Genomic DNA, 20574 nt, shown 5'->3' on the forward strand with positions numbered 1-20574 from the left:
AAATTTGCATGGGCAACCCCGACCTTGGGCCCCGCACTCGACACTTTAGCCTTGTGACCCGCCCGCACAGGGGCTTAGTTCCCTCGACCGCCCGGCCCATGGCCGCGGCCAAAGCACCGCGAATCCGCGTCCAAGGCAGCGTAGGGCAGGGCGTCCGGGCTTTCGATAATCGGCTCCGACAACCGTCCCCACCGTTCGCGGAGAGCGTCATGCACAACAATAAGAATGCCAATGCCCGTTTCCTGCCGCTGTTGGCCGGCCTCGCCAGCGTCGGGCTCGCCCCGCTGGCCCAGGCGGAAATCATGCTGTACGACAAGGATGAAACGACTTTCTCCACCGATGGCTACGTTAACGCCTTCTACGTCAACAGCGATATCGACCGCGCCGGCGAGCAGTACGACCGCCGTCAATCGCGGATCAAGATGGGCTTTCTGCCCAACACCCTCGGCTTCAACATGACCAAGCAGATGGGCAACCTCAAGCTCGGCGGCCGCGCCTCGTTCTGGGTCACCATCAACGATAGCGAGCAGAACGGCACCGATACCGCCATCGACGTGCGCCAGTTCTACGGCACCGTAGCCAATCCCGAATGGGGCGAAGTGCTGATCGGCAAGGACTTCGGCCTGTTCGCCCGCTCCAACATCCTGCTCGACGAGCTGCTGGCCGGCTACGGGCAGGTCAGCGACACCCTGGGCCTGGTGGATGGCGGCGGGGTGTCGTTCGGCAACATCGGCAGCGGTTATCCGTACCCGTTCCCGTCGGCGCAGATCACCTACCGCACCCCGGTGATGGACGGCCTGCGCATCGCCGTGGGCGTCCTCGACCCGGTGGACACCAACGACGACAGCGCGGTGGGCAAGGCCTACCAGAAGAACCCGCGTACCGAGAGCGAGATCACCTACCAGTTCGACCTTGGCGGCGCGCAGATCTATAGCTGGATCAACGGCAGCTACCAGACCTCCGACAATACCGACCACAACGTCGACAGCGTCACCTCCAAGGGCCTGGGCTATGGCGTGCAGGCAAAAATGGGCGCGTTCTCCCTGACCGGCTCGGGTTTCACCGCCAAGGGCATCAACCCGTTCTTCACCAACAATGCCGGCGAAGCGACCCTGCGCGAAGTGGATAGCAAGGGCTACCTGGTGCAGGGCTCGTACAAGTTCGGCAAGAACCGCCTGGCGCTGTCGTATGGCAAGACCAAGGACGACGGCAACGGCGCGGTGAACACCGGCGCGGACTATGAAACCCGCGGCATCGCGCTGTTCCACGACATCAACGACAACCTCAAGCTGGTAGCCGAGTACAACCAGTTCGAGATCGACGGCCATCACGGCGACGCGCAGAACGAGGACACCGACACCCTGGCCCTGGGTGCCGTGCTCACCTGGTGAACCCCACCATCGCGGGGCGGGGCCTTTCGGTCGGCAAGGCGCATCCTGCCGGCTCAAGAGCCCTGTCTTGCGGTGGCCTCTCGGGCCCTATCGCTGGCAAGCCAGCTCCCACAGGTTCAGCGGTGCACGCGGTCCTTGTGGGAGCTGGCTTGCCAGCGATAGGGCCATCAGCAACACCACACATTCACAATCTACAACCAATGCCACCACCACCCACTACCCAAGTAGCATTCGAGCCCCTCCCGCCGGCCCCTAGAATTGCGCCATACATCCATTAAAACGCTGGAGGCTGCCATGCCGCAGTCCAACGCCGAAGGCGTTCTCAGTGCCGTATCCCGCGCCGTGATCGCCGAAGAGGCCGCCCAGGACCTCGCCCGGCAATTGATGCACCCGCACCTGGGCTTCGTGCTGTTCTTCTGCTCCGCCGAATACGACCTTCCAGCCCTGGCCGAGGCCCTGCAGCAGAGCCTCGGCGGGATCCGCCTGGCCGGCTGCACCAGCGCCGGGGAAATCACCCCGGAAGGCTACGGTCGCGGCTGCATCACCGCCCTGGGTTTCGATCACCGGCACTTCTCCATCGCCGCCGAATTGATCGCGCCGATCCACGATTTCACCCTGATCGACGCCCAGCGCTGCGTCGAACGCTTGGTCAACGAATGCCGCGGCAACACCCTGGCGCCGATCAAGGGCCACAGCTTCGCCCTGACCCTGCTCGATGGCCTGTCGAGCCGCGAGGAAATGCTGCTTGCCGCGCTTAACGCTGCCCTCGGCGATATTCCCCATTTCGGCGGCTCGGCCGGCGACGACAACTACCTGGACCATACCCACGTCTACTACGACGGCGCCTTCCACAGCGGCGCGGCGGTGGTGCTGCTGGTCAACACCTGGCTGGACTTCGAGGTGTTCACCACCCATCACATCCAGCCCCGCGAGGAAAAGCTCGTGGTAACCCGCGCCGACCGCGCCCTGCGCCGGGTCTACGAGCTCAATGCCGAGCCCGCCGCCCTGGCCTATGCACAGTTGCTCGGCGTGCCGGTGGCGCAGATCGACCAGCGCACCTTCGCTGCCCATCCGCTGGCGGTGCGCATCAACGAGCGCTACTACGTGCGGGCGATCCAGCAGGTCCACGACGACCTGAGCCTGAGTTTCTATTGCGCCGTGGAAAACGGCATCGTCCTCACCGCCATGCACCCGGGGCCGCTGGTTCCGAATTTGAACGCGGTGTTCGACGGCCTTTGCGAGCGGCTTGGCACGCTGGTCCTGACCATCGGCTGCGACTGTTTCCTGCGCCGCCTGGAGCTGGAAGGCCAGCCGGAAAAAGCCCAGGTCGAAGCGATCCTGCGCCGGCATGCGGTGGTGGGGTTCAACACCTATGGGGAACAGTTCAATGGCATGCACATCAACCAGACCTTCACCGGCGTTGCCATCGGACGTTCCCGTGCCCGCCGATTCGACTGAAGCCCAGGCGCTGATCGCGCAACTGCGCCATGAAAACCACAAGCTCGGCCGCATCAATGCAGCGCTGATCGAGCGCCTGGAGTCCGGTGCGGCGCGCCCCGACGATTCCTATGCGGCGTTCCAGCACTCGGTGGTGCTGGCCGAGCAGGTGCGCGAGCGCACCGACGCGCTGAACCAGGCCATGGCCGAGCTGAAGGCAAGCAATCACCTGCTCAGCGACGCCCGCCACCGCGCGGAAACCGCTCATCAATACCTGGTGGATGCGATCGAGAGCATCTCCGACGCCTTCGTGCTGTTCGACGCCGACCTGCGCATCGTCTTGTTCAACCAGCGCTTCAAGGCGCTCTGGGCAAATAGCCGGATCCGCATCATCAGCGGCATGCACCTTTCCGAGGTGCGCCGCTTGATGCTGCGTACCGGGTTGTTCACCGAGGAGCCGCGCAGCATCAACGACGAAAACCTGCTTTACCGGCTGCGTGACGGCCGCTGGCTGCAGGTGTCCGAACGCCCGACCCAGGGCGGCGGGCGCGTGGTGCTGCTGACCGATATCACCGAGGTCAAGCACAGCGAAACCCAGCGCCGCGAGCAGGCCGTGGCGCAGAAGTCGCACTTGCTGCAACGTGCCGTGGACAACCTGTCCCAAGGCGTTGCCATGGTCAATGCCGATGGCGTGCTTGAGCTGTGGAACCGGCGTTTTCTCGAACTCAGCGGCCTGGCGCCGATTGCCGCACACCGGCAGTTCGCCGATGTCATCGGTGACAGCGAGCTGGACCTGCTGACCCCCGCCAGCCGCGATGCCAACGGTCGGCCGCTGCGGGAGCTGGAGCAACGCCTGTATGACGGGCGCATGCTGGAGATCCGCACGCACCCGCTGCCCACCGGTGGCTTCGTCAATACCTTCACCGATATCACCGAGCGCTATCAGCATGCCGAAGCCCTGAGCGAGAGTGAGCGCTGGATACGCCTGATCACCGACCAGGTGCCGGCGCTGATCGCCTACCTGAACGCCGACCTGGTCTACGAGTTCACCAACAAGGTCTACGAACAATGGTATTGCTGGCCCCACGAGGCGATGCTCGGCCAGCGCCTGCGCGACGTGCACAGCGCCGAGCATTACCAGCGTCTGGAAAGCTATATCGCCCAGGCCCTGGCCGGCGAGGCCGTGACCTTCGAGTTCGCCGAAACCAACGCCCATGGCCAGGAGCGCTACATGTTGCGCTCCTATGTGCCCAATCGCCTGCCCAGCGGCGAGGTGGTGGGGATCTTCGTGATGATCCGCGATATCACCGAGCGCCGGCGGACCGCCGAGGCGCTGCACCAGGCCTACCAGCACCTGGAGCTGCGGGTGCGCGAGCGCACCGCCGAGCTGACCCAGCTCAACCAGCAGTTGCTGCGCGAGATCGAGGAGCGTCGCCGCGCCGAGTCGCGGCTGCGCGATGCCAAGCAGGAAGCCGAGCAGGCCAACCTGTCGAAAACCAAGTTCCTTGCCGCCGTCAGCCATGACCTGCTGCAGCCGCTGAACGCCGCACGCCTGTTCACCAGCGCCTTGCAGGAGCAGAGCGGCAGCCCGGCGCTGGTGCGCAACGTCAGCAATGCGCTCGACGATGTAGAAAGCCTGCTCGGCACCCTGGTGGATATCTCCAAGCTGGACGCCGGGGTGATCAAGGCCGATATCGCCACCTTCGCCGTCAGCGACCTGCTCGACAACCTGGCCGCTGAATATTCCGCCACCGCCGCCAGCGAGGGCCTGCGCCTGGACTACGTGCCGACCCGCCTGCGGGTGCGCAGCGATATGCAACTGCTGGCGCGGATCCTGCGCAACCTGCTGAGCAATGCCATTCGCTACACGCCGAGCGGGCGCCTGCTGCTGGGCTGCCGGCGCCGGGCGGGGCGCCTGTGGATCGAAGTCTGGGACACCGGCATCGGCATCGCCCCGGACAAGCGCGAGGAAATCTTCCAGGAATTCAAGCGCGGCGACTCCCAGCGCCCCGACCAGGACCGGGGCCTGGGGCTGGGCCTGGCCATCGTCGAGAAGATCGCCGGGATTCTGGGCCATCGCATCCAGTTGCGCTCGACGCCGGGCAAGGGCTCGGTATTCGCCATCGAGGTGCCGCTCAGCCGCCAGCCGCCGCAGGCCCTGGTCACGGTGCCGGAGCCGCTGCCGTCGCTGGAGCGTCTGGAAGGGGCGCGGATCTGGGTGCTGGATAACGATGCAGCGATCTGCGCCGGCATGCGGACCTTGCTGGAGCAGTGGGGCTGCCGGGTCAATACCGCGCTGAACGAAGAGGAACTGGCCGGACAGTTGCCCGCGCAGGAAACCGGGTTGCTGATCGTCGACTATCACCTGGACAACGATCGCAATGGCCTGGACGCGGTGGCGGCGATCAACGCGCGGCGGGTCTCACCCCTGCCGGCGCTGATGATCACCGCCAACTACAGCAACGAATTGAAGCAGCAGGTGCGCGAGCTGGGCCATACCCTGATGCACAAGCCGGTGCGGCCGATGAAGCTCAAGGCCGCCATCAGCCACCTGCTCGGTAACGAACTCAGCGTGCTGCACGCCCGCTGACAAAGTGGGCGACATCGTTGAAGCCCGGGGTCGAGGCATGGCCCGGGGTGACCAGCGAATCGATGAAGGCTTCGTCCTCGGCGCTGATCTTCACCTGCAACGCGCCGCCGTAGGTGTCCCATTGCGCCTCGGTGCGCGGGCCGACGATGGCCGAGCTGACCGACTGGTTGTTCAGCACCCAGGCGATGGCGAACTCGACCATGCCCACGCCCTTGGCTTCGGTATAGGCGTGGATCTTCTGGGCGATGGCCAGGGACTCGGCACGCCATTCCACCTCGAGGATGCGCTTGTCCTGGCGCGCTGCGCGGCTGCCGGCCTCGGGTTCGACGTTGGGTGCGTACTTGCCGCTGAGTACCCCGCGGGCCAAGGGGCTGAAGGGCACCACGCCGAGGCCGTGGTACGCCGCAGCCGTCAATTGTTCCGGTTCGGCCTGGCGGTTGACGATGTTGTACAGCGGCTGGCTGACCACCGGCTTCGGCACGCCGAGGCGCTCGGCCAGGTTGCAGATTTCGGCGATGCGCCAGCCGCGGAAGTTGGACACGCCCCAATGGCGGATCTTGCCTTGGCGCAGCAGCTCGCCGATGGCCGAGACGGTGACGTCCAGCGGGGTGGCGTGGTCTTCGCGGTGCAGGTAATAGATGTCGATGTAGTCGGTACCCAGGCGGGTCAGGCTGGCTTCGATGGCATTGAAGATGTGCTTGCGCGACAGACCACTGCGGTTCGGCACCCCGTCCGCCGGGCCGTAGCCGACCTTGGTCGCGAGGATCCAGTCATGACGGTGGGCGGCGATGCCTTCGCCGACGATCTCTTCCGAGCGCCCGCCGTTGTAGACGTCGGCGGTGTCGATGAAGTTGATGCCCTGGTCCCAGGCCTTGTCGATGATGCGCAGCGATTCTTCGGTACTGGTCTGCTCGCCGAACATCATGCTGCCCAGGGTCAGGGCGGAGACTTGCAGGCCGCTGCGGCCCAGTGGACGGTAGATCATGGTCGGAAATCCCTTCGCGTCAGGTGGAAGGGACTTTTGTACAGGTGGGAAAGGCTGACTGCAAATTTGTGGTGTCACCGCTGAACCCTGTGGGAGCTGGCTTGCCAGCGATGAGGCCCGCCCAGCCCCCAACAGGCTTGATGACTCAACGCTGCCGCGAAACCCGCAACGCCACCAGGCTACCAAACACGATCAACCCCGCCAGCGAATACAGCGCGGCATCGGTCGAGCCGGTCTGGTCCTTGATGAAGCCCACCAGGTAGGGGCTGAGGAAGCCGGCCATCTGCCCGACCGAGTTGATGATCGCCAGGCCAGCCACCGCGGTTCCGGCAGTCAGCAGCGCGGTCGGCATCGGCCAGAACATCGGCAGTCCGGTCAGTGCGCCCATGGTCGCGATGCTCAGGCCGAGAATGGCGATCACCGGGCTATGGGCGAAGTTCACCGCGATCAGCAGGCCGAGGGCGCCCATCAGCATCGGTACCACCAAGTGCCAGCGCCGTTCGTTGCGCAGGTCTGCCGAGCGGCCCACCAGCAGCATGAACACGCCCGCCAGCAGGTAAGGAATGGCGCTCAGCCAGCCGATCAGCAGGGCGTCGCTGAAACCGAGGTTCTTGATGATCGAGGGCAGCCAGAAGTTGATCGCATACACGCCGCTCTGGATGCAGAAATACACGAAACCGAAGGTCCAGATCAGCGGGTTGGTCAGCACCGAAAGCAGGCTGTCGCTGACGGTCTTCGGCTTGCCGGCGGCATCGGCGGCAAGGTCATCGGCCACCGCCTGGCGCTCGGCTGCGCTGAGCCAGCCGGCCTTGGCAAAGCTGTCGCTGAGCAGGAACACGGCCAGGCAGCCCAGCACCACCGTCGGCAAGCCCTGGATCAGGAACATCCACTGCCAGCCGGCCAGGCCGCCTTGCCCGGCCGCGAAGTGGTTGAGGATCCAGCCGGAGAAGGGCCCGCCAAGCAACCCCGACACCGGGATCGCCGACATGAACAGCGCCATGATCCGCCCGCGCCGCTGGCCGGGGAACCACTGCGAGAGATACAGCACGATTCCGGGGAAGAAGCCGGCCTCGGCGGCACCGGTGAACAGGCGCAGCACGTAGAACTGGGTCGGCGTGGTGACGAACAGCAGGCAGGTGGAGAGCGTGCCCCAGGTGATCATCATCAGCGCGATCCAGCGCCGCGGGCCGAATTTGTTCAGCGCCAGGTTGCTGGGCAGGCCGCAGAGCACGTAGCCGATGAAGAAGATCCCGGCGCCGAGGCCGTAGATGGTCTCGCTGAAGTTCAGCGCGTCGAGCATCTGCAACTTGGCGAAGCCGACGTTGACCCGGTCGAGATAGTTGAACAGGTAGCAGACGAAAATGAACGGGATCAACCGCAGCGTGATGCGCCGGTACAGCGCGTCGCGGTCGATGCCGTGGCCTTGGTCAGGGGCAGGGCTGGATGACATGGTTCTCTCTCTGTTGTTATGGTTGTGCGGCATCCCGCGTCGAGGCGGGCGCTGGTGAAAAGTCTCGACGAGCGCGGGATGCCTGTCTTTGTGCTTTTGCACAGCATTCGCGGCGCCTGGCTGTGCCGCCGACCAACCTGTGGACCTGCAAGGAACCCCCAATGTTCGAACTGGACCATGACCTGGCGCAGGATATCGTCGACCGGGCGATGGCCATCCTTCCCTGGAACGTCAACGTCATGGACAGCCAGGGCTTGATTCTAGGCAGCGGCGAGGCCCAGCGCATCAACACCCGCCACGAAGGCGCGCAACTGGTGCTGGCCAACGAGCGCATCGTCGAGATCGACAGTGAAGCGGCCAAGTGCCTGAAGGGCGTGCAGCCCGGCGTCAACCTGCCGTTGATGCTCGATGGCCGGCTGATCGGCGTGCTCGGCATCACCGGGGAGCCTGCGCAACTGCGCACCTATGCCGAACTGGTACGGATGACCGCGGAAATGCTCCTGGCCCAGCGTCACCTCCAGGTGGAGCAGCAATGGCGGCGGCAGCGCTGCGACGACCTGCTGGCCCTGCTGCTGGGCGGCAGTGGCGATGCCCCGCGCCTGGTGGATGAAGCCCGGCAGTTGGGCCTCAAGCCACAACTGCCGCGGGTGCCGTGCCTGTTCGAACTGGATGAAGGGCAGGGCGCGGAAGCCCTGGCGGTGTGGTTGATGCAGCGCTACCCGGACAGCTGGTGCGTCAGCCCGGCGCGTCATTCGCTGCTCTGGTGTCGCCCTGCCGGACTGGCGCTGGACGAAGCCAGGCTGCTGGAGCGCTTGCGCATCCAGGGCTGGCAGGTGCAGCGCCTGGCGCTGGGCGGGGTTGCGGACAGCGTAGAAAAGCTGCGCCGGGGCTATCGCCGGGTGCGCGACCTGCTGGCCTACGGGCGAGAGGTGCTGCCCGGTGAACAGTTGCTGAGCCTGAGCCGCTATCGCCTGCCGGCCCTGCTTTGGCGTCATCGCCAGGATGAGGCCCTGGACGAGTTGCTCGAGCCCTTGCAGCGCATTCGTGCCAAGGATGTCAGCGGGCAACTGCTGGCCACCCTACGCGCCTGGTGCAGCCATGACGGACAGAGCCAGGCGTGTGCCGAGGCGCTGGGCATCCATCGCAACAGCCTGAGGTACCGGCTGGAACGGATCGGTGAGTTGAGCGGGGTGGATCCGTTGAGGCTGGAGGGGATGTTGAGCCTGTACCTGGGGTTGCAGTTGTTGCCTGCCGAATAGGCTGTTTGCACGGACCCTGTGGGAGCGGGTTCACCCGCGATGACGGCGGTGCGCCCGCCATCGCAATCGCGGGTGAACCCGCTCCCACAGGGGGGGGCCTAAACCATTTCTTGTCCAACTGACCAAACAACCCACACCCCGACTTGTGCAGGCGACAGAAGCGAGCCAGCCTGACAACTGGCAGCATGCAGGCATCTGCAACAGGAGCCCCACATGAAGATCGTCATCGCCCCCGACTCGTTCAAGGACAGCCTCAGCGCCGAGGGGGTTGCCGCGGCCATTGCCCAGGGCATTGCCGGGGTATTGCCGCAGGCCGAGGTGGTCTGCTGCCCCATGGCCGACGGCGGTGAGGGCACCATGGAAGCCATCGTCGCGGCCTGCCACGGTGAGCAACGCCGCCTGAACGTGCGCGGGCCGCTGGGCCGGGAAGTCGCTGCCCACTGGGGCTGGCTCGCCGAGTCCCGTACCGCGATCATCGAGATGGCCCAGGCCAGCGGTCTGCAACTGCTCGAACCGAGCACGCGCGATGCCTGCCGCACGAGCACCTACGGCACCGGTCAATTGATCGGCGCAGCGCTGGACGCCGGTGCCGAGCGGATCATCCTGGCCATCGGCGGCAGTGCTACGAACGATGCCGGCAGTGGCATGCTGCGTGCCCTTGGCTTGCGCACCTACGACGCCCAGGGTGCGGAACTGGAAGAAGGCGGCCTGGCGCTGTGCAATGTCGGCCGTATCGATGCCAGCCAGCTCGATCCACGCCTGGCCGGGGTACGCCTTGAAGTCGCAGCCGATGTCGACAACCCGCTGTGCGGCAGCAACGGTGCCTCGGCGATCTTCGGCCCGCAAAAGGGCGCCAATCCCGAGCAGGTGCAGCTGCTGGACCACGCCCTGGGGCATTTCGCCGATCATTGTGCGCAATTGCTGGGCCGTGATGTGCGTGACTTCCCCGGGTGCGGGGCTGCCGGCGGCATGGGTTTCGCGGCCAAGGCGTTTTTCGATGCGCAGTTCCGTCCGGGAATCGAAGTGGTGGCCGAACTGGCCGGTCTGGAGGCGGCGGTGCAGGGCGCTGACCTGGTGATTACCGGCGAAGGCCGGTTCGATGCCCAGACCCTGCGCGGAAAGACGCCGTTCGGCGTCGCGCGGATCGCCAAGCGCCATGGCGTGCCGGTGGTGGTGCTGGCCGGGACGCTGGGTGAGGGTTACCAAGCGTTGTACGGCCATGGCATCGATGCCGCCTTCGCCATTGCCAACGGGCCGATGACCCTGCAGCAGGCGTGTGGCAATGCCGCGCAATTACTGGCGGAACGGGCCGGCGATATCGTGCGTTTGTGGCAGATAGCGAGACACTGCTGAACCCGTGGGCGCCTTCATCGCCGGCAACGCCGGCTCCCACAGGGATTTGCGTGCACCGCTGGATCTTGTGGGAGCTGGCTTGCCAGCGATGAGGCCGGCAGGTTCAATTGATCTGTTTTGGCTCAGAGGATACCGGCAACGCCAGCTCCCCGAACGAAGCGCTGGCGTCTACATAGCGCAGCGCCGACTTTACATCCCGCCAGCCCACATGGCTCATCAGTGCCTTGGTGTCCCAGCCGTTGCTGCTGGCCCAGGTGGCAAAGCCGCGTCGCAGCGAGTGGGCACTATAGGTCTCGGCCGGCAATCCGGCGCCGGCGAAAATCCGGCGCAGCAGGGCAATCAGGCTTCCGCTGTTCAACGCCTCCTCACCAAGATTGCCCCAGCGGTCCAGCTTGCGGAACACCGGTCCGCGGGCGATCCCGGCTACCGTGATCCACTCCAGATACGCCTGTACCGGGCAAAGACGCTTCAATGCCGGCATCCGATGGGTAACGCCGCGCCCCTGGCGGTCGCCCTTGCTCTGTGGCAGGTACAGCTGCATGCCGCCGCCGGCCAGGGCCTGGATGTGCTCGACCCGCAGCCGCGCCAGCTCGTCGCCACGAAACCCGCGCCAGAAACCGATCAGCAGCAGCGCCGCATCACGCCGCGCGCGCAGCAGGTCGGGCAGGCAGTGCTCGCGCTGGGCAACCAGCGCCTGCTGTTCAAGATGGCCGATGGTGCGCTGCAGATGCTCCAGGGTCAGTGCCGTGGCCTGGCGCTCCTGCACCGGGTGCATGGCACGGATGCCCTTGAGCATCTGTCGTACCAGCGGCGCCTTGGTCGGGTCGGGAAAACCCTGGCTGACATGCCATTGCCCCAGCGCCGCCAGGCGTTGGCGCAGGGTGTTGAGCGAATGCTCCGCGGCAAAATCAGCCAGGTAGCGGGCGATGCTGTCTGCCGTGGCCGGCAGGAAGCCGCCCCAGGTCACCTCGAAATGCTCGACGGCGGCGCGGTAGCTGCGCCGCGTGTTGTCGCGCACGGCGGCCTGGAGGTAATGGTCGATCTTGTTCATGGCGCCAGAGCGTACTCTTCCACGAGCCGCCATAACAGCCTGCCCATGGGCAAGCGATAGATATCGCTGTGCGCACCGCCGCCGGAGCCGGGCGAGTTGAACTGGGTAATCCCGTTCGAGGCGTCGATATAGCTGACCTTGCCCTGGCTGACCGGCGTCGTGCTGCAGCGGTCGTCGCCGGCCTTGCAAAGGCTGAAGCCACCTCCGGGCGATGCCGAGGTATCGCTGGCGGTAAGGCAGTCGAAGGTCGCGGCCATCTGGGCATCGCGGCCGTCGCAGGCCAGGTGCCAGGACTTGATCGAGCCGGACGGGTCGTACCAGAACACCCGGCCTCCGGCAGCGCCGTCATATTGCGACGCGGTCAGGGCAATATGGGTCTTGCCGAGTTTTGCGAAGTCGCGGTACGGCGCGCCCTCGATACCTTTTCCCGGCATGAAGCGATTGATGCTGACGGCGCCTTGCAGACCGATCGCCAGGTCGACACGGCTTTTGGGGCCATCCGAACCGGGATCCAGTGCGGGCGAGCTGAACAAGGCCCGGGTCATGGCCCGGGCACCGAAGCTGTGGCCGATGGCGACGACCCGGGCCTGGCTCCCGGACGCGTCGAGGGCGTTGGGTACGGTCTGGTTGATCAACTTGTTGAGCCAGGACAGCCCGATTTCGTCGGCGTCGTTCGCCTTGTTTCCGTAGCTGAAGAAATTGCTCAACGAATTGCTCCAGAACGAGGGCCAGGTCACACCGATCACCAGAGGCCGAAAACGGCTCATGGCAACGGTCTGCGCTTTCGGGCTGGTGGCCAGTTCGTTGATTTGCGCGCCGCGCGCTTCTTCGGCCGCGGCCATCAGGTTGCCGGTGATGTCGTTGATGTTGCGTATGGCCTCGTCCTGTGCGGTGTTCCAGCCCATCACTACGATGACCACATGGGTGTAGCGGTCGCCATGCAGGTCCCGGGTCAGGTTCTTTTGCAGAGCATCGAGGGCGACCCCACCGTAGGCGTACAACTGGTTAAGGGTGGCCAGCGGTTTTTCCTCGAGGTTGATCGCTGTTGGACAGGCGTTCCAGTCACTGATCTTCCTCAGGTCGTAGTCATTGCGCACGTCGGCGAGGGGCTTGGCGGCGTAGGCGTTGTAGACGAAGCAGTGGCTTTTGGCGAAGTAGCTCGCAGCTTCCACGCTCTTGTACTCCACGACCGCGTTTTTCAGGATGTGCGAGACGAACATGGCCTTCCAGTCCTTGTTCTGGAAGCGCTCGATATGTTCGCGAGTGGTGTTGTAGCTGCCGTCCTCGCCCTTGAAGTAAGAGGCGTCGGCGTGGAGGAAGGCCGCCCCCGGATTGGCCTTGGGGCCGCCGATGATCGCCTGGGGGCTTTTCTCCAGCGCCACCACATACCCTGGGTACTGCAGGGAAGTGCCGGAGGGGAAGTACAGCATGCTGTGGAATTTGACCGCGTTCGAGCTATCGACGGCGAGTTTTTCTTCGTAGGGGGTCATGACCCGTTCCGTGGACGTGCAGCCCGCAAGGGCCGCACCCAGGGTGATCAAGGCCATCAGATGCTTTACGTGCATGGTTCCTCCGTGAATCCGCAGGACGACTGAGTGATATCAAAATGACTGTAGCCAGCTTTTTCACCTTTGTCGGTCCTGACAGATCCCCGGAAAACCGTCCCGCGCTCTGCATCCCTCTACTCAGAATCGCCAGTCCACCGCCATCTCAAGGCTTCTCGGTTCACCCAGGTAGTACTGGGTATTGCTCTGGTGGATAAACCGCGCATACACCTCGTCGGTCAGGTTGCGCAGGCGTGCGCTGACTTTGGTGTGCCGGTCCAGGTCGTGGCTCATGGACAACCCGTACAGGGTGTAGGACGGTACCCACAGGGTGTTCGCCGTGTCGGCATACACCGACGCCACATAGCGCGCATCGGCCCCTACCTGCCAGCCCGGGGCGAAATCCCAGGTCAGCCACAGGTTGGCGGTGCGCTCGGGGATATTTACCGGCGTCTTGCCTTCCCGTGAATACACCACGCCAGCCACGCTCTCGTTGAACTCGTCGTACTCCGCTCGCACCCAGGCGAAGTTGCCCGCCGCCAGCAGTTGCGGGGTGATCTTGAACGAAGCCGCCAGTTCGACCCCGGTGGAGGTCTGTTGCCCGGCCTGTTCGGTGACGTTGGCCTGTGTCGAGGAGGGCACCGGGATATTCTTGCGCACGATGCGATACACCGCCGCCGTGGCGCTGCCGCGACCGTCGAGAAAGTCGAACTTGCTGCCCGCCTCGATCTGCCGGCCGCTGCTCAGGTCCATGTCACGGACCTGGGCGATGGACGCGCTGGTCAGGGTGCCGCCCGGTGGTTCGGCCGAAGTGCTGAACTGGCTGTAAAGGCTGAGGCTTTCGCTCAGGTCATAGACCAGGCCGAGGCGGCCGGTCAGGGCATCCCAGCGCCGCTCCAGGCCAGTGCCGACGACATGGTCGCGCACTTCGAAGTCCAGGTGGTCGTAGCGCAGGGCGCTGACCAAGGCCAGGCGTTCGCTAAGGCGGGTGCGGTTCTCGACAAAGGCCGAACGGGTGTCGGTCCAGGTGCTGCGGCCCTTGCGCCGGGGCGCAGCCATGCCGGGGATATCGAGGAAATGTCCGGGCTGGAAGTTGCCCGGCGTCACCGTGTCGAAGGTGCCACCGATGGACAGCGGGTAGTTGGTCTGCTGGTTGCGGTTGTAATCCAGGCCAAAGGCCCAGTCGCTGGGCAGGCCGAATAGCTGGTCCTGGCGGGTCAGTTCCAGGCGGTTGCCATTGACCTCCTGGTCGTGCCGCTGGCGATAGCCTCCGGAACGCAGTACCGCGCTGTTATCGGTGGTGTAGCGGTAGACCTCGAGGTTGCGGTAATCGCGCTGGCCGTTGTAGTGGTAGAAGGTGTTGCGCAGCCGGGTCGCGTCATCGAAACGGTACTCGGTGATGGAACGCAGCCAGCGGGTACGCTGCTCGTAGCGGCCGTCCTCGACGTTGTAGTTGGCGAAGCGATCATGCCGGTCGATATGCAGCTCGCCGCTCAGCGGGCGCAGCACCGGCGAGCCCCAGTAGGGGCTGTCTTCCTGTTCTTCCAGGTACTCGATGGCCAGGGTGTGGGACAGGCGCTCGTTGAAGTCGCTGAGCAGGGAGAAGGCCAGGTTGCCCGCATTGTTTTCCTGGCGGTCGATGTAGCCGTTGCTGCCCGTGCGGCTGTAGTCGAGGCGGGCGTAGTGGCGCGGGCCGTCGCCTTCGTTGAGCGCCTGGTTGATGCCGATGGCGGTTTCCAGAGTGTCGTAGCGGCCGTAGCTGACACGGCCTTCGACGCGGTTTTCACTCCGGTCGGCCAGCCTGGTCACCATGTTCAGGCTGCCGCCCACCGCGCCGCTGCCGTTAAGGAAGGACGAAGGGCCGCCGAGCAGTTCGACGCGGTCATAGATCCACGCGCCCACGGGGCGCGCGGCGGCGCCGTATTGCAGATTGATGCCGTTGAACAACTGGGCGATCTGCGCACCGTTGAAGCCGCGATAGGACACATAGCCGCCCCAGCCGGGCGGCGCCGAAGCGTTCACACCGGGCAGGGCATTGGCCGCGTCCTGGAAGGTGCGCGCGCCGATGCGCTCCATGGTGGCGCGATCGGCGACGGCGACCGAGGCAGGATTCTCCCGTGGTGTCAGGTTCAGGCGCGAACCGGCTTCAGCGGGCTTGTCGAGGTCGAGGCGGGTACCTTCGGCGGGCACCTCGCCCTCGGCGGAAATGGTGCTGGCAGGCAGGGTCAGGCTGGCGTCCTGGGCAAGGGCGCAGGTCGAGGCACTGCCGATCAGCAGTGCCAGGGAAGTCAGGCGAAACATGCAAAAGCTTCCTGTACGGATTCGAGAGGCACGCGCCGTCCGGGCGCGGGCGATGTCAGATCACGGCAAGGAAAGCGGGGGAGGCGCGGGGGTTGAGTCTTGGCCATTGCTCCCGGGGCAGGGGCAACGGAGGGTTCTGGCCGAGCAGCAGGCGTTCAGGCCAGTAGCGCGGGAACAGATGCCTGAAATAGTCGCCCGGCAAGGCGGACTGGCCGGCATGGCCGCAGCAGCAATCACCGCTTTGCACTTTGCCGGACGATTGCTCGCCGAGGTCGGGAAACTGGGCCTTGAGCTCGGCCAGCAGGGAGTTGGGCAGGCTCTGTACGCCGTGGAGGGTGCAGAAGCTGCCGAGGATCAGCGACTCATCGATCGGGCTGGCAGGGCGCAGGGCACGGTCGAGCGGCATGGCCAGCAGGTTGAACAGCACTGCGAAGCCTGCGAGCAGGAGGATGTGGATGCGCCAGCTGGAAAGCATGGGTTTGCCCGGGTGAGGAGGTGGGCATTAAGCCGGATCTTGTGGTGTTTTCCAAGGCCTCATCGCCGGCAACGCCGGCTCCCACTGGTTTTGTGTTGGCCATAGTATTTGCAGCGATGAGGCCATCAGCCTTTACACGCATTCACCTCCGGAACCCGCCCGACCCAAGGCTGCACCCGCTCCAACTGCGCAGCCAGGGCCAGCAATGTCCCTTCCTCGGCAAAGCGTCCGGCGAAATGCGCCCCGATCGGCAATCCTTCCGGCGTCCAGTACAGCGGCACCGACATCGCCGGCTGGCCGCTGGCATTGAACAGCGCGGTGAACGGCGAATAGCTGTGGAAGTCATCGATCAAGGTGGCGAGATCGAGGCTGTCGTCGAAGCGGTCGAGACTGCCGATCAGCGGCGGCTCGCGGGTCAAGGTCGGCGTCAGGATCAGGTCGTAGTCCTGCAGAAAGCCGGCAAGCTGCCGCCCCAGCGCATGAATCCCTGCCACCGCCGCCGAATACTGCGCACCACTGATCCCGCCTTTTTCCCGCAGGATGATCCGCGTTCGCGGCTCCAGTTCTTCCAGCGCCACGGGCCGACCGCGCAGTTCACCCAGCAGGTCTATGTAGCTGCGGGTACTGGCCCCGATCACATCGAACACCTGGTCGAGAAACGCCAGGGGCTGCACCGGCAACCGCGCCGGTTCGACCCGATGGCCGAGTGATTCGCACAAGCGCGCGGCATGCCGTACCGCCGCCAGGGCTTGCGGGCTGCTGGTCCAGGGCGCCAGGTGCTCCACCAGGGCAATGCGCAATGGCCGCAACGGCTGGTGCAGGGAGTCGACGAAAGGCATGTCCTGCCAGGGCGCGGCATAAGGCGCGCCGAGATCCGCGCCGGCGGTGATATCCAGCAAGGCGGCGCTGTCGCGCACCGACAGGGTGATCGCATGGGGTGTGCCCATCCCGGCCCAGCCTTCACCCACCAGCGGACCGCTGGGCATGCGCCCGCGACTGGGCTTGAGCCCGAACACGCCGCAGCAGGAGGCCGGCACGCGCAACGAGCCGCCGCCATCGTTGCCATGGGCGAAGGGCACCACCCGCGCCGCGACCAGCGCTGCCGCACCGCCACTGGAGCCGCCGGCGCTGCGCCGGGTATCCCACGGATTGCGGGTGGCGCCGAAACGGGTCGATTCGGTGGTGTAGGACGTGCCGAACTCTGGCGAGGTGCTGGTCCCGATAAACTGGCAACCGGCCTCGCGCAGGCGGCCGACCAGCGCATCGTCGAGACCCGGGCGCGCTTCGCCCAGCGCCAGGGAGCCGTTGCTCATCCGCGCCTCGCGCAGGGGCGAGAACAGGTCCTTGACCAGGGTCGGCACGCCGGAGAACGCTCCGTCCGCGGGGGCTGCGCAGCGGGCGCTGTCATAGAGCCTTTCGGCGACAGCGTTGAGTTGCGGTTCGACCTGTTCGAGGCGGGCTATGGCAGCCTCCAGCAGTTCCTCGCGGCTGATCTCTCGATCATGGATCAGACCGGCCAGGCCGGTGGCGTCGTGTTGGTCCATCAGGGCTTGAATGTCGTGCATGGTGATATCCGGATCATTGGGCAGTTGAAGAAGCGCCGGAGCGGGTCAGGGTTGCGCCAAGGCCCCAGGCCAGGGCGCCGGCAAGGCTGGCGAAGGCCAGCCAGTGAATGGCGCTGCGCAGATCGGCACCGAGGGCCATGACCAGCAGCGGACTGGCGAACTGGCCCAGATAAAGGCAGGCGGTGAAGCCGCCGAGGCCGCGGCCCCGCGCCCGGGCGCTGAGGGCGTTCATTACCGGCGCCATGGCATTGGGCACCAGCAGGCCAGCGCCGATCCCGTGGATCAGCACGGCCCAGAGCACGTCGGCGTAATTGCGTGCAGCGCCCAGCCACCAAAGACCGGCGGCCAGCAGGACGAGTAGCAGGGCATTGCCGCCGCGAATGCCCAGGTAGCTGCGCACCAGCGGCCACAGCAGCGAACCGGCCAGGCTGGCCAGCAGCCCCAGCCCGGCAGCCAGGCCGATCAGGGTGCTGGAGTTGACGCCGATGCTCACCAGCAAGGCTGGTGCCTGCACCGGTACGATGAAGTTCAGCGCCATGCCGAAAAAGATCAGCAGGTAGCCCAGGGCTATGCTGGGGATGGCGCTGCGCGCCGGATCGTCCGGCCCGGCGTGCAGCTGTCGCTGCGGCTCCCACAACCAGCGCAGCATCGCCGGGACCAGCAGCAGCGGCAGCAGGTAGAGATAGAAGGGCGTGCGCCAGCCATGCTCGCCCGCCGCGCCCCCGATCACGAAGAACAGCGCGCCGACCAGGCCGATGCTGACCACCTGGTAGTTGATCAGGCGCAGGCGCTGTTCACCCTTCCAGTAATCGGCGATCAAGGCGGCGCAGCAGGTCATGATCGCCGCCTCGGCACACCCGAACAGCAGGCGGCTGGCGACGATGGAAGGCAGGTCATCAAGCAGCGCCGGCAAGACGCCGAACAATGCATAGAGCACGGTGGCGACGATCAACAGGGCTTTGCGCCCGACCCGGTCGGCAATCCAGCCGGCCAAAGGCGCGCACAGGGCGATGGCCAGCGCCGGGCCGGTGACCGCCAGCGGAACCAGGGCTTCGGCATGGGCCGTGACCGGCCCGAATTCGGCCGCCAGCCGTGGCAGGATCGGCGCGACCATCACCGCGCCCATGATCGTCAGGCTGCTGCCGAGTACCAGTACGGTGCCTTCGCGGCCCACCCGGGGGATGTGTGCATGCATGGTCAGATCCTCAGAAACTGTGGGCGAAGCGCAGGGCGACGGTGTAGCCCTCGGCGCGGTTGACCGCGTCGAATTCCTTGTAGGCATGCAACCAGACCGGCGGCATCCCCGGCTTGAACCACCCGATTGCCGGCCCCACGGCCAGCACCCGGGCGCGGTTGCCACCGGTGAGATTTGGCGCATCGTCGTCGCTCAACTGGCGGTAGTAGTAGCCGCCGATGCCCAGGGTCCAGGGGCCGACGTGCTGACCGACAGCGAACTCATGACGGTACTCGACGCCGTTGCGGTAGTCGGTCGCGTGGTTGCGGGTGTTGATGTCCACCTCGAAGCTCGACGACAGCTCCAGGCCGGTCGGGCTGATCCAGGTGGCATTGAGGATCGGCGAGAAGGTCCAGTGGTTAAGGCCCGGGGAGACCAAGCGATCCTTGTCGTAGTCGCCCGTCGGCGCCTGGATCTGCAGTTGCGCGTTGATGCCCAGGTTCGGCGCCGGGGTCCATTGCAGGATCAGCGGAATCAACTGGGCGTCGGCCTGGCGGAACACCCGGGCGTCCCGGGACAAGGTACCGAAAGGCGTCGGTACGTCCAGCGAGGCGCTCATGCTGAAGAACGGCATTACGGCTGCGAAGCCGTAGCGGGCGCCGAACAGTTCATGCTCGGTCATGCGTCCGTAGAAGGCCCCGATCGACAGCACGTCGATGGAGAAGTCCACGGGTGCCTTGTGGCCGTCGCCATCCTTCAGGCGATTGGCGGAGTAGAAGGCGGTACGCAGGCCGAAGGTGCCTGTCGGAGTGGGTGGTGGCGTGAAGCCGGCGCCGAAGTCGTAGACACCATTGGGTGTGGTGGGCGAACCGTTTTCCACGGCCATGGCGCTGCTGCTAAGGCACAGCGCGAGCAGCGCTGTGGTTGGTCTGGTGAACATGATGATCCCCGGTCGTTGGCGTTGTTGTGCCTCGATGCTGGGGCCGGGGACCGCTGGCGGGTTATCCGGAATCGGCACAACCGCGGTTGCGCCGGCGGGTTTCCGAAGGCAGCTCGCCGAACAACTGGCGATAGTCGCTGGCGAAGCGGCTCAGGTGCCAGAAACCCCAATGGGCAGCGACGTCCTGTACCGGTGCAGGGTGGTCTTCGAGCAGGGCGCGGTGCACGGCATTGAGGCGCAGGGTGCGCAGGTAGGCGAGGGGGTTGATGCCGAGGGTTTCCTGGAAGCAATACTGCAGCTTGCGCCGGCTGGCGCCGATACGGTTGCACAGTTCGACGATGGAGGGTGGGTTGTCCGGGGTGGCCAGCAGCACCTCGCGGGCGCGGTCGACCATGCGCTTGCGGGCGCTCGGCGGCAGGGGCTGGACAGCGTCCTGGTCGACGAGGTCGAGCAGGTGCATCAGCACGGTATCGCGGATGCCGTCGCGGATGGCCTGGTGCCCCAGCAATGACGCCTGCAGGGCGTTTTCGGCGAACAGCCCCTGGAGCAGCTCGATAAGGCCCGTCTGGCTGCCACCTTCCTGCAGGCGGTAGCAGCGTGGCAGGGCCTCCAGGTCGAAGCTGTGCCGTTGCTGGTGCAGCGTCTGTTCAAGCAGCGTTTCGTCGATGCTGACGCTGAGCAGGTCGAGCCCGGCCGGGGCACGCAGTTCGGGCAGGTTCTGGCCGCGCGCCACCAGCAGGTTCTGGCCGCTGATGGCATGGCCGGCGCAGTGGAAATCCCCGGAGTGGGCTTCGAGGGGCATGCTGAAACTGATCGCTCCGGGCCAGGTCGCGCCGTTCTTGACCATGGCCTGGTTGGCCCGGTCGCGGACCAGTTGCATTCCGTCCAGGCGCAGCTCGCTCAGTTGGCCGGCGAAACGCCCGGGGGTGAGCTGGTCATAGCGCAACTGCCAACCGGCCAGGCGCTTGGCGTGCTCCTCGATATCCAGGGTCTGGTGGTGCAGAACGCTGCTGGGCATTTCGGTAACCGTTTTGCGGGAAAGTGCTGATGAAGCAAGTT

15 protein-coding genes are annotated in these 20574 nt (G+C 65.6%); 5 read left to right on the forward strand and 10 right to left on the reverse strand.

All coding sequences use genetic code 11. The features are described from left to right. Positions 1 to 209: 209 nt before the first annotated feature. From ACKLLE_RS00985 to nahK, 3 genes are all read left to right on the forward strand, one after another. Positions 210 to 1391, forward strand: a complete 1182-nt coding sequence (locus ACKLLE_RS00985; protein ID WP_420056459.1) for a porin — start codon at positions 210 to 212, stop codon at positions 1389 to 1391. A gap of 294 nt (positions 1392 to 1685) precedes the next feature. After that, positions 1686 to 2849 (forward strand): nitric oxide-sensing protein NosP, encoded by a 1164-nt coding sequence (gene nosP / locus ACKLLE_RS00990; RefSeq protein ID WP_064304547.1) that lies wholly within the window; start codon positions 1686 to 1688, stop codon positions 2847 to 2849. Next, entirely contained in the window at positions 2779 to 5418 is a 2640-nt protein-coding gene (nahK, locus tag ACKLLE_RS00995; protein ID WP_420056460.1) for a hybrid sensor histidine kinase/response regulator NahK/ErcS', read from the forward strand. The genes nosP and nahK overlap by 71 nt, the downstream gene beginning before the upstream one ends. Here the strand turns inward: nahK and ACKLLE_RS01000 are convergent. Together ACKLLE_RS01000 and ACKLLE_RS01005 are read right to left on the reverse strand one after the other, a co-directional pair. Continuing rightward, positions 5396 to 6403 carry an aldo/keto reductase gene (locus ACKLLE_RS01000; RefSeq protein ID WP_279897465.1) on the reverse strand — a complete coding sequence of 336 codons (1008 nt, stop codon included), beginning with the start codon at positions 6401 to 6403 and terminating at the stop codon, positions 5396 to 5398. The two genes, nahK and ACKLLE_RS01000, sit on opposite strands and share 23 nt — an antisense overlap. 145 nt (positions 6404 to 6548) lie before the next feature. Continuing rightward, a complete protein-coding gene (locus ACKLLE_RS01005) occupies positions 6549 to 7853 on the reverse strand; it encodes an MFS transporter (protein ID WP_009408002.1) in 1305 nt (434 codons plus the stop codon). A 161-nt stretch (positions 7854 to 8014) separates the two neighbouring features. Here ACKLLE_RS01005 and ACKLLE_RS01010 point away from each other — a divergent pair, with 161 nt between their 5' ends. Beyond that, positions 8015 to 9112, forward strand: coding sequence for a sugar diacid recognition domain-containing protein (locus ACKLLE_RS01010; RefSeq protein ID WP_420056461.1), 1098 nt, complete (start codon positions 8015 to 8017; stop codon positions 9110 to 9112). A gap of 213 nt (positions 9113 to 9325) precedes the next feature. After that, complete coding sequence (locus tag ACKLLE_RS01015) at positions 9326 to 10465, forward strand: glycerate kinase (RefSeq protein ID WP_420056462.1); 1140 nt, start codon at positions 9326 to 9328, stop codon at positions 10463 to 10465. Between the two features lie 103 nt (positions 10466 to 10568). On the opposite strand, the gene ACKLLE_RS01020 is transcribed toward ACKLLE_RS01015, so the two are convergent. The 8 genes from ACKLLE_RS01020 to ACKLLE_RS01055 form a co-directional block, all read right to left on the reverse strand. Further along, entirely contained in the window at positions 10569 to 11516 is a 948-nt protein-coding gene (locus ACKLLE_RS01020; RefSeq protein WP_420056463.1) for a site-specific integrase, read from the reverse strand. Next, on the reverse strand, positions 11513 to 13081 hold the full coding sequence (locus tag ACKLLE_RS01025) for an alpha/beta hydrolase (RefSeq protein ID WP_420056464.1): 1569 nt from the start codon (positions 13079 to 13081) through the stop codon (positions 11513 to 11515). Before ACKLLE_RS01025 ends, ACKLLE_RS01020 begins: the two co-directional genes overlap by 4 nt. A gap of 120 nt (positions 13082 to 13201) precedes the next feature. After that, on the reverse strand, positions 13202 to 15361 hold the full coding sequence (locus ACKLLE_RS01030; RefSeq protein WP_420056465.1) for a TonB-dependent receptor: 2160 nt from the start codon (positions 15359 to 15361) through the stop codon (positions 13202 to 13204). 55 nt (positions 15362 to 15416) lie between these two features. Further along, positions 15417 to 15836 carry a DUF2946 family protein gene (locus ACKLLE_RS01035; RefSeq protein ID WP_420056466.1) on the reverse strand — a complete coding sequence of 140 codons (420 nt, stop codon included), beginning with the start codon at positions 15834 to 15836 and terminating at the stop codon, positions 15417 to 15419. Positions 15837 to 15961: 125 nt separating this feature from the next. Further along, positions 15962 to 17401: an amidase gene (locus tag ACKLLE_RS01040; protein WP_420056467.1), complete on the reverse strand. Its 1440-nt coding sequence runs from the start codon at positions 17399 to 17401 to the stop codon at positions 15962 to 15964. 13 nt (positions 17402 to 17414) lie between these two features. Further along, positions 17415 to 18596: an MFS transporter gene (locus ACKLLE_RS01045; RefSeq protein WP_420056468.1), complete on the reverse strand. Its 1182-nt coding sequence runs from the start codon at positions 18594 to 18596 to the stop codon at positions 17415 to 17417. 10 nt (positions 18597 to 18606) lie between these two features. Next, on the reverse strand, positions 18607 to 19515 hold the full coding sequence (locus ACKLLE_RS01050; RefSeq protein WP_081263274.1) for a SphA family protein: 909 nt from the start codon (positions 19513 to 19515) through the stop codon (positions 18607 to 18609). Positions 19516 to 19576: 61 nt separating this feature from the next. Continuing rightward, on the reverse strand, positions 19577 to 20533 hold the full coding sequence (locus tag ACKLLE_RS01055; protein WP_420056469.1) for a helix-turn-helix domain-containing protein: 957 nt from the start codon (positions 20531 to 20533) through the stop codon (positions 19577 to 19579). Positions 20534 to 20574 lie beyond the last annotated feature (41 nt).

The organism is Pseudomonas bharatica (genome assembly GCF_048586865.1).
GTDB lineage: Bacteria > Pseudomonadota > Gammaproteobacteria > Pseudomonadales > Pseudomonadaceae > Aquipseudomonas > Aquipseudomonas bharatica.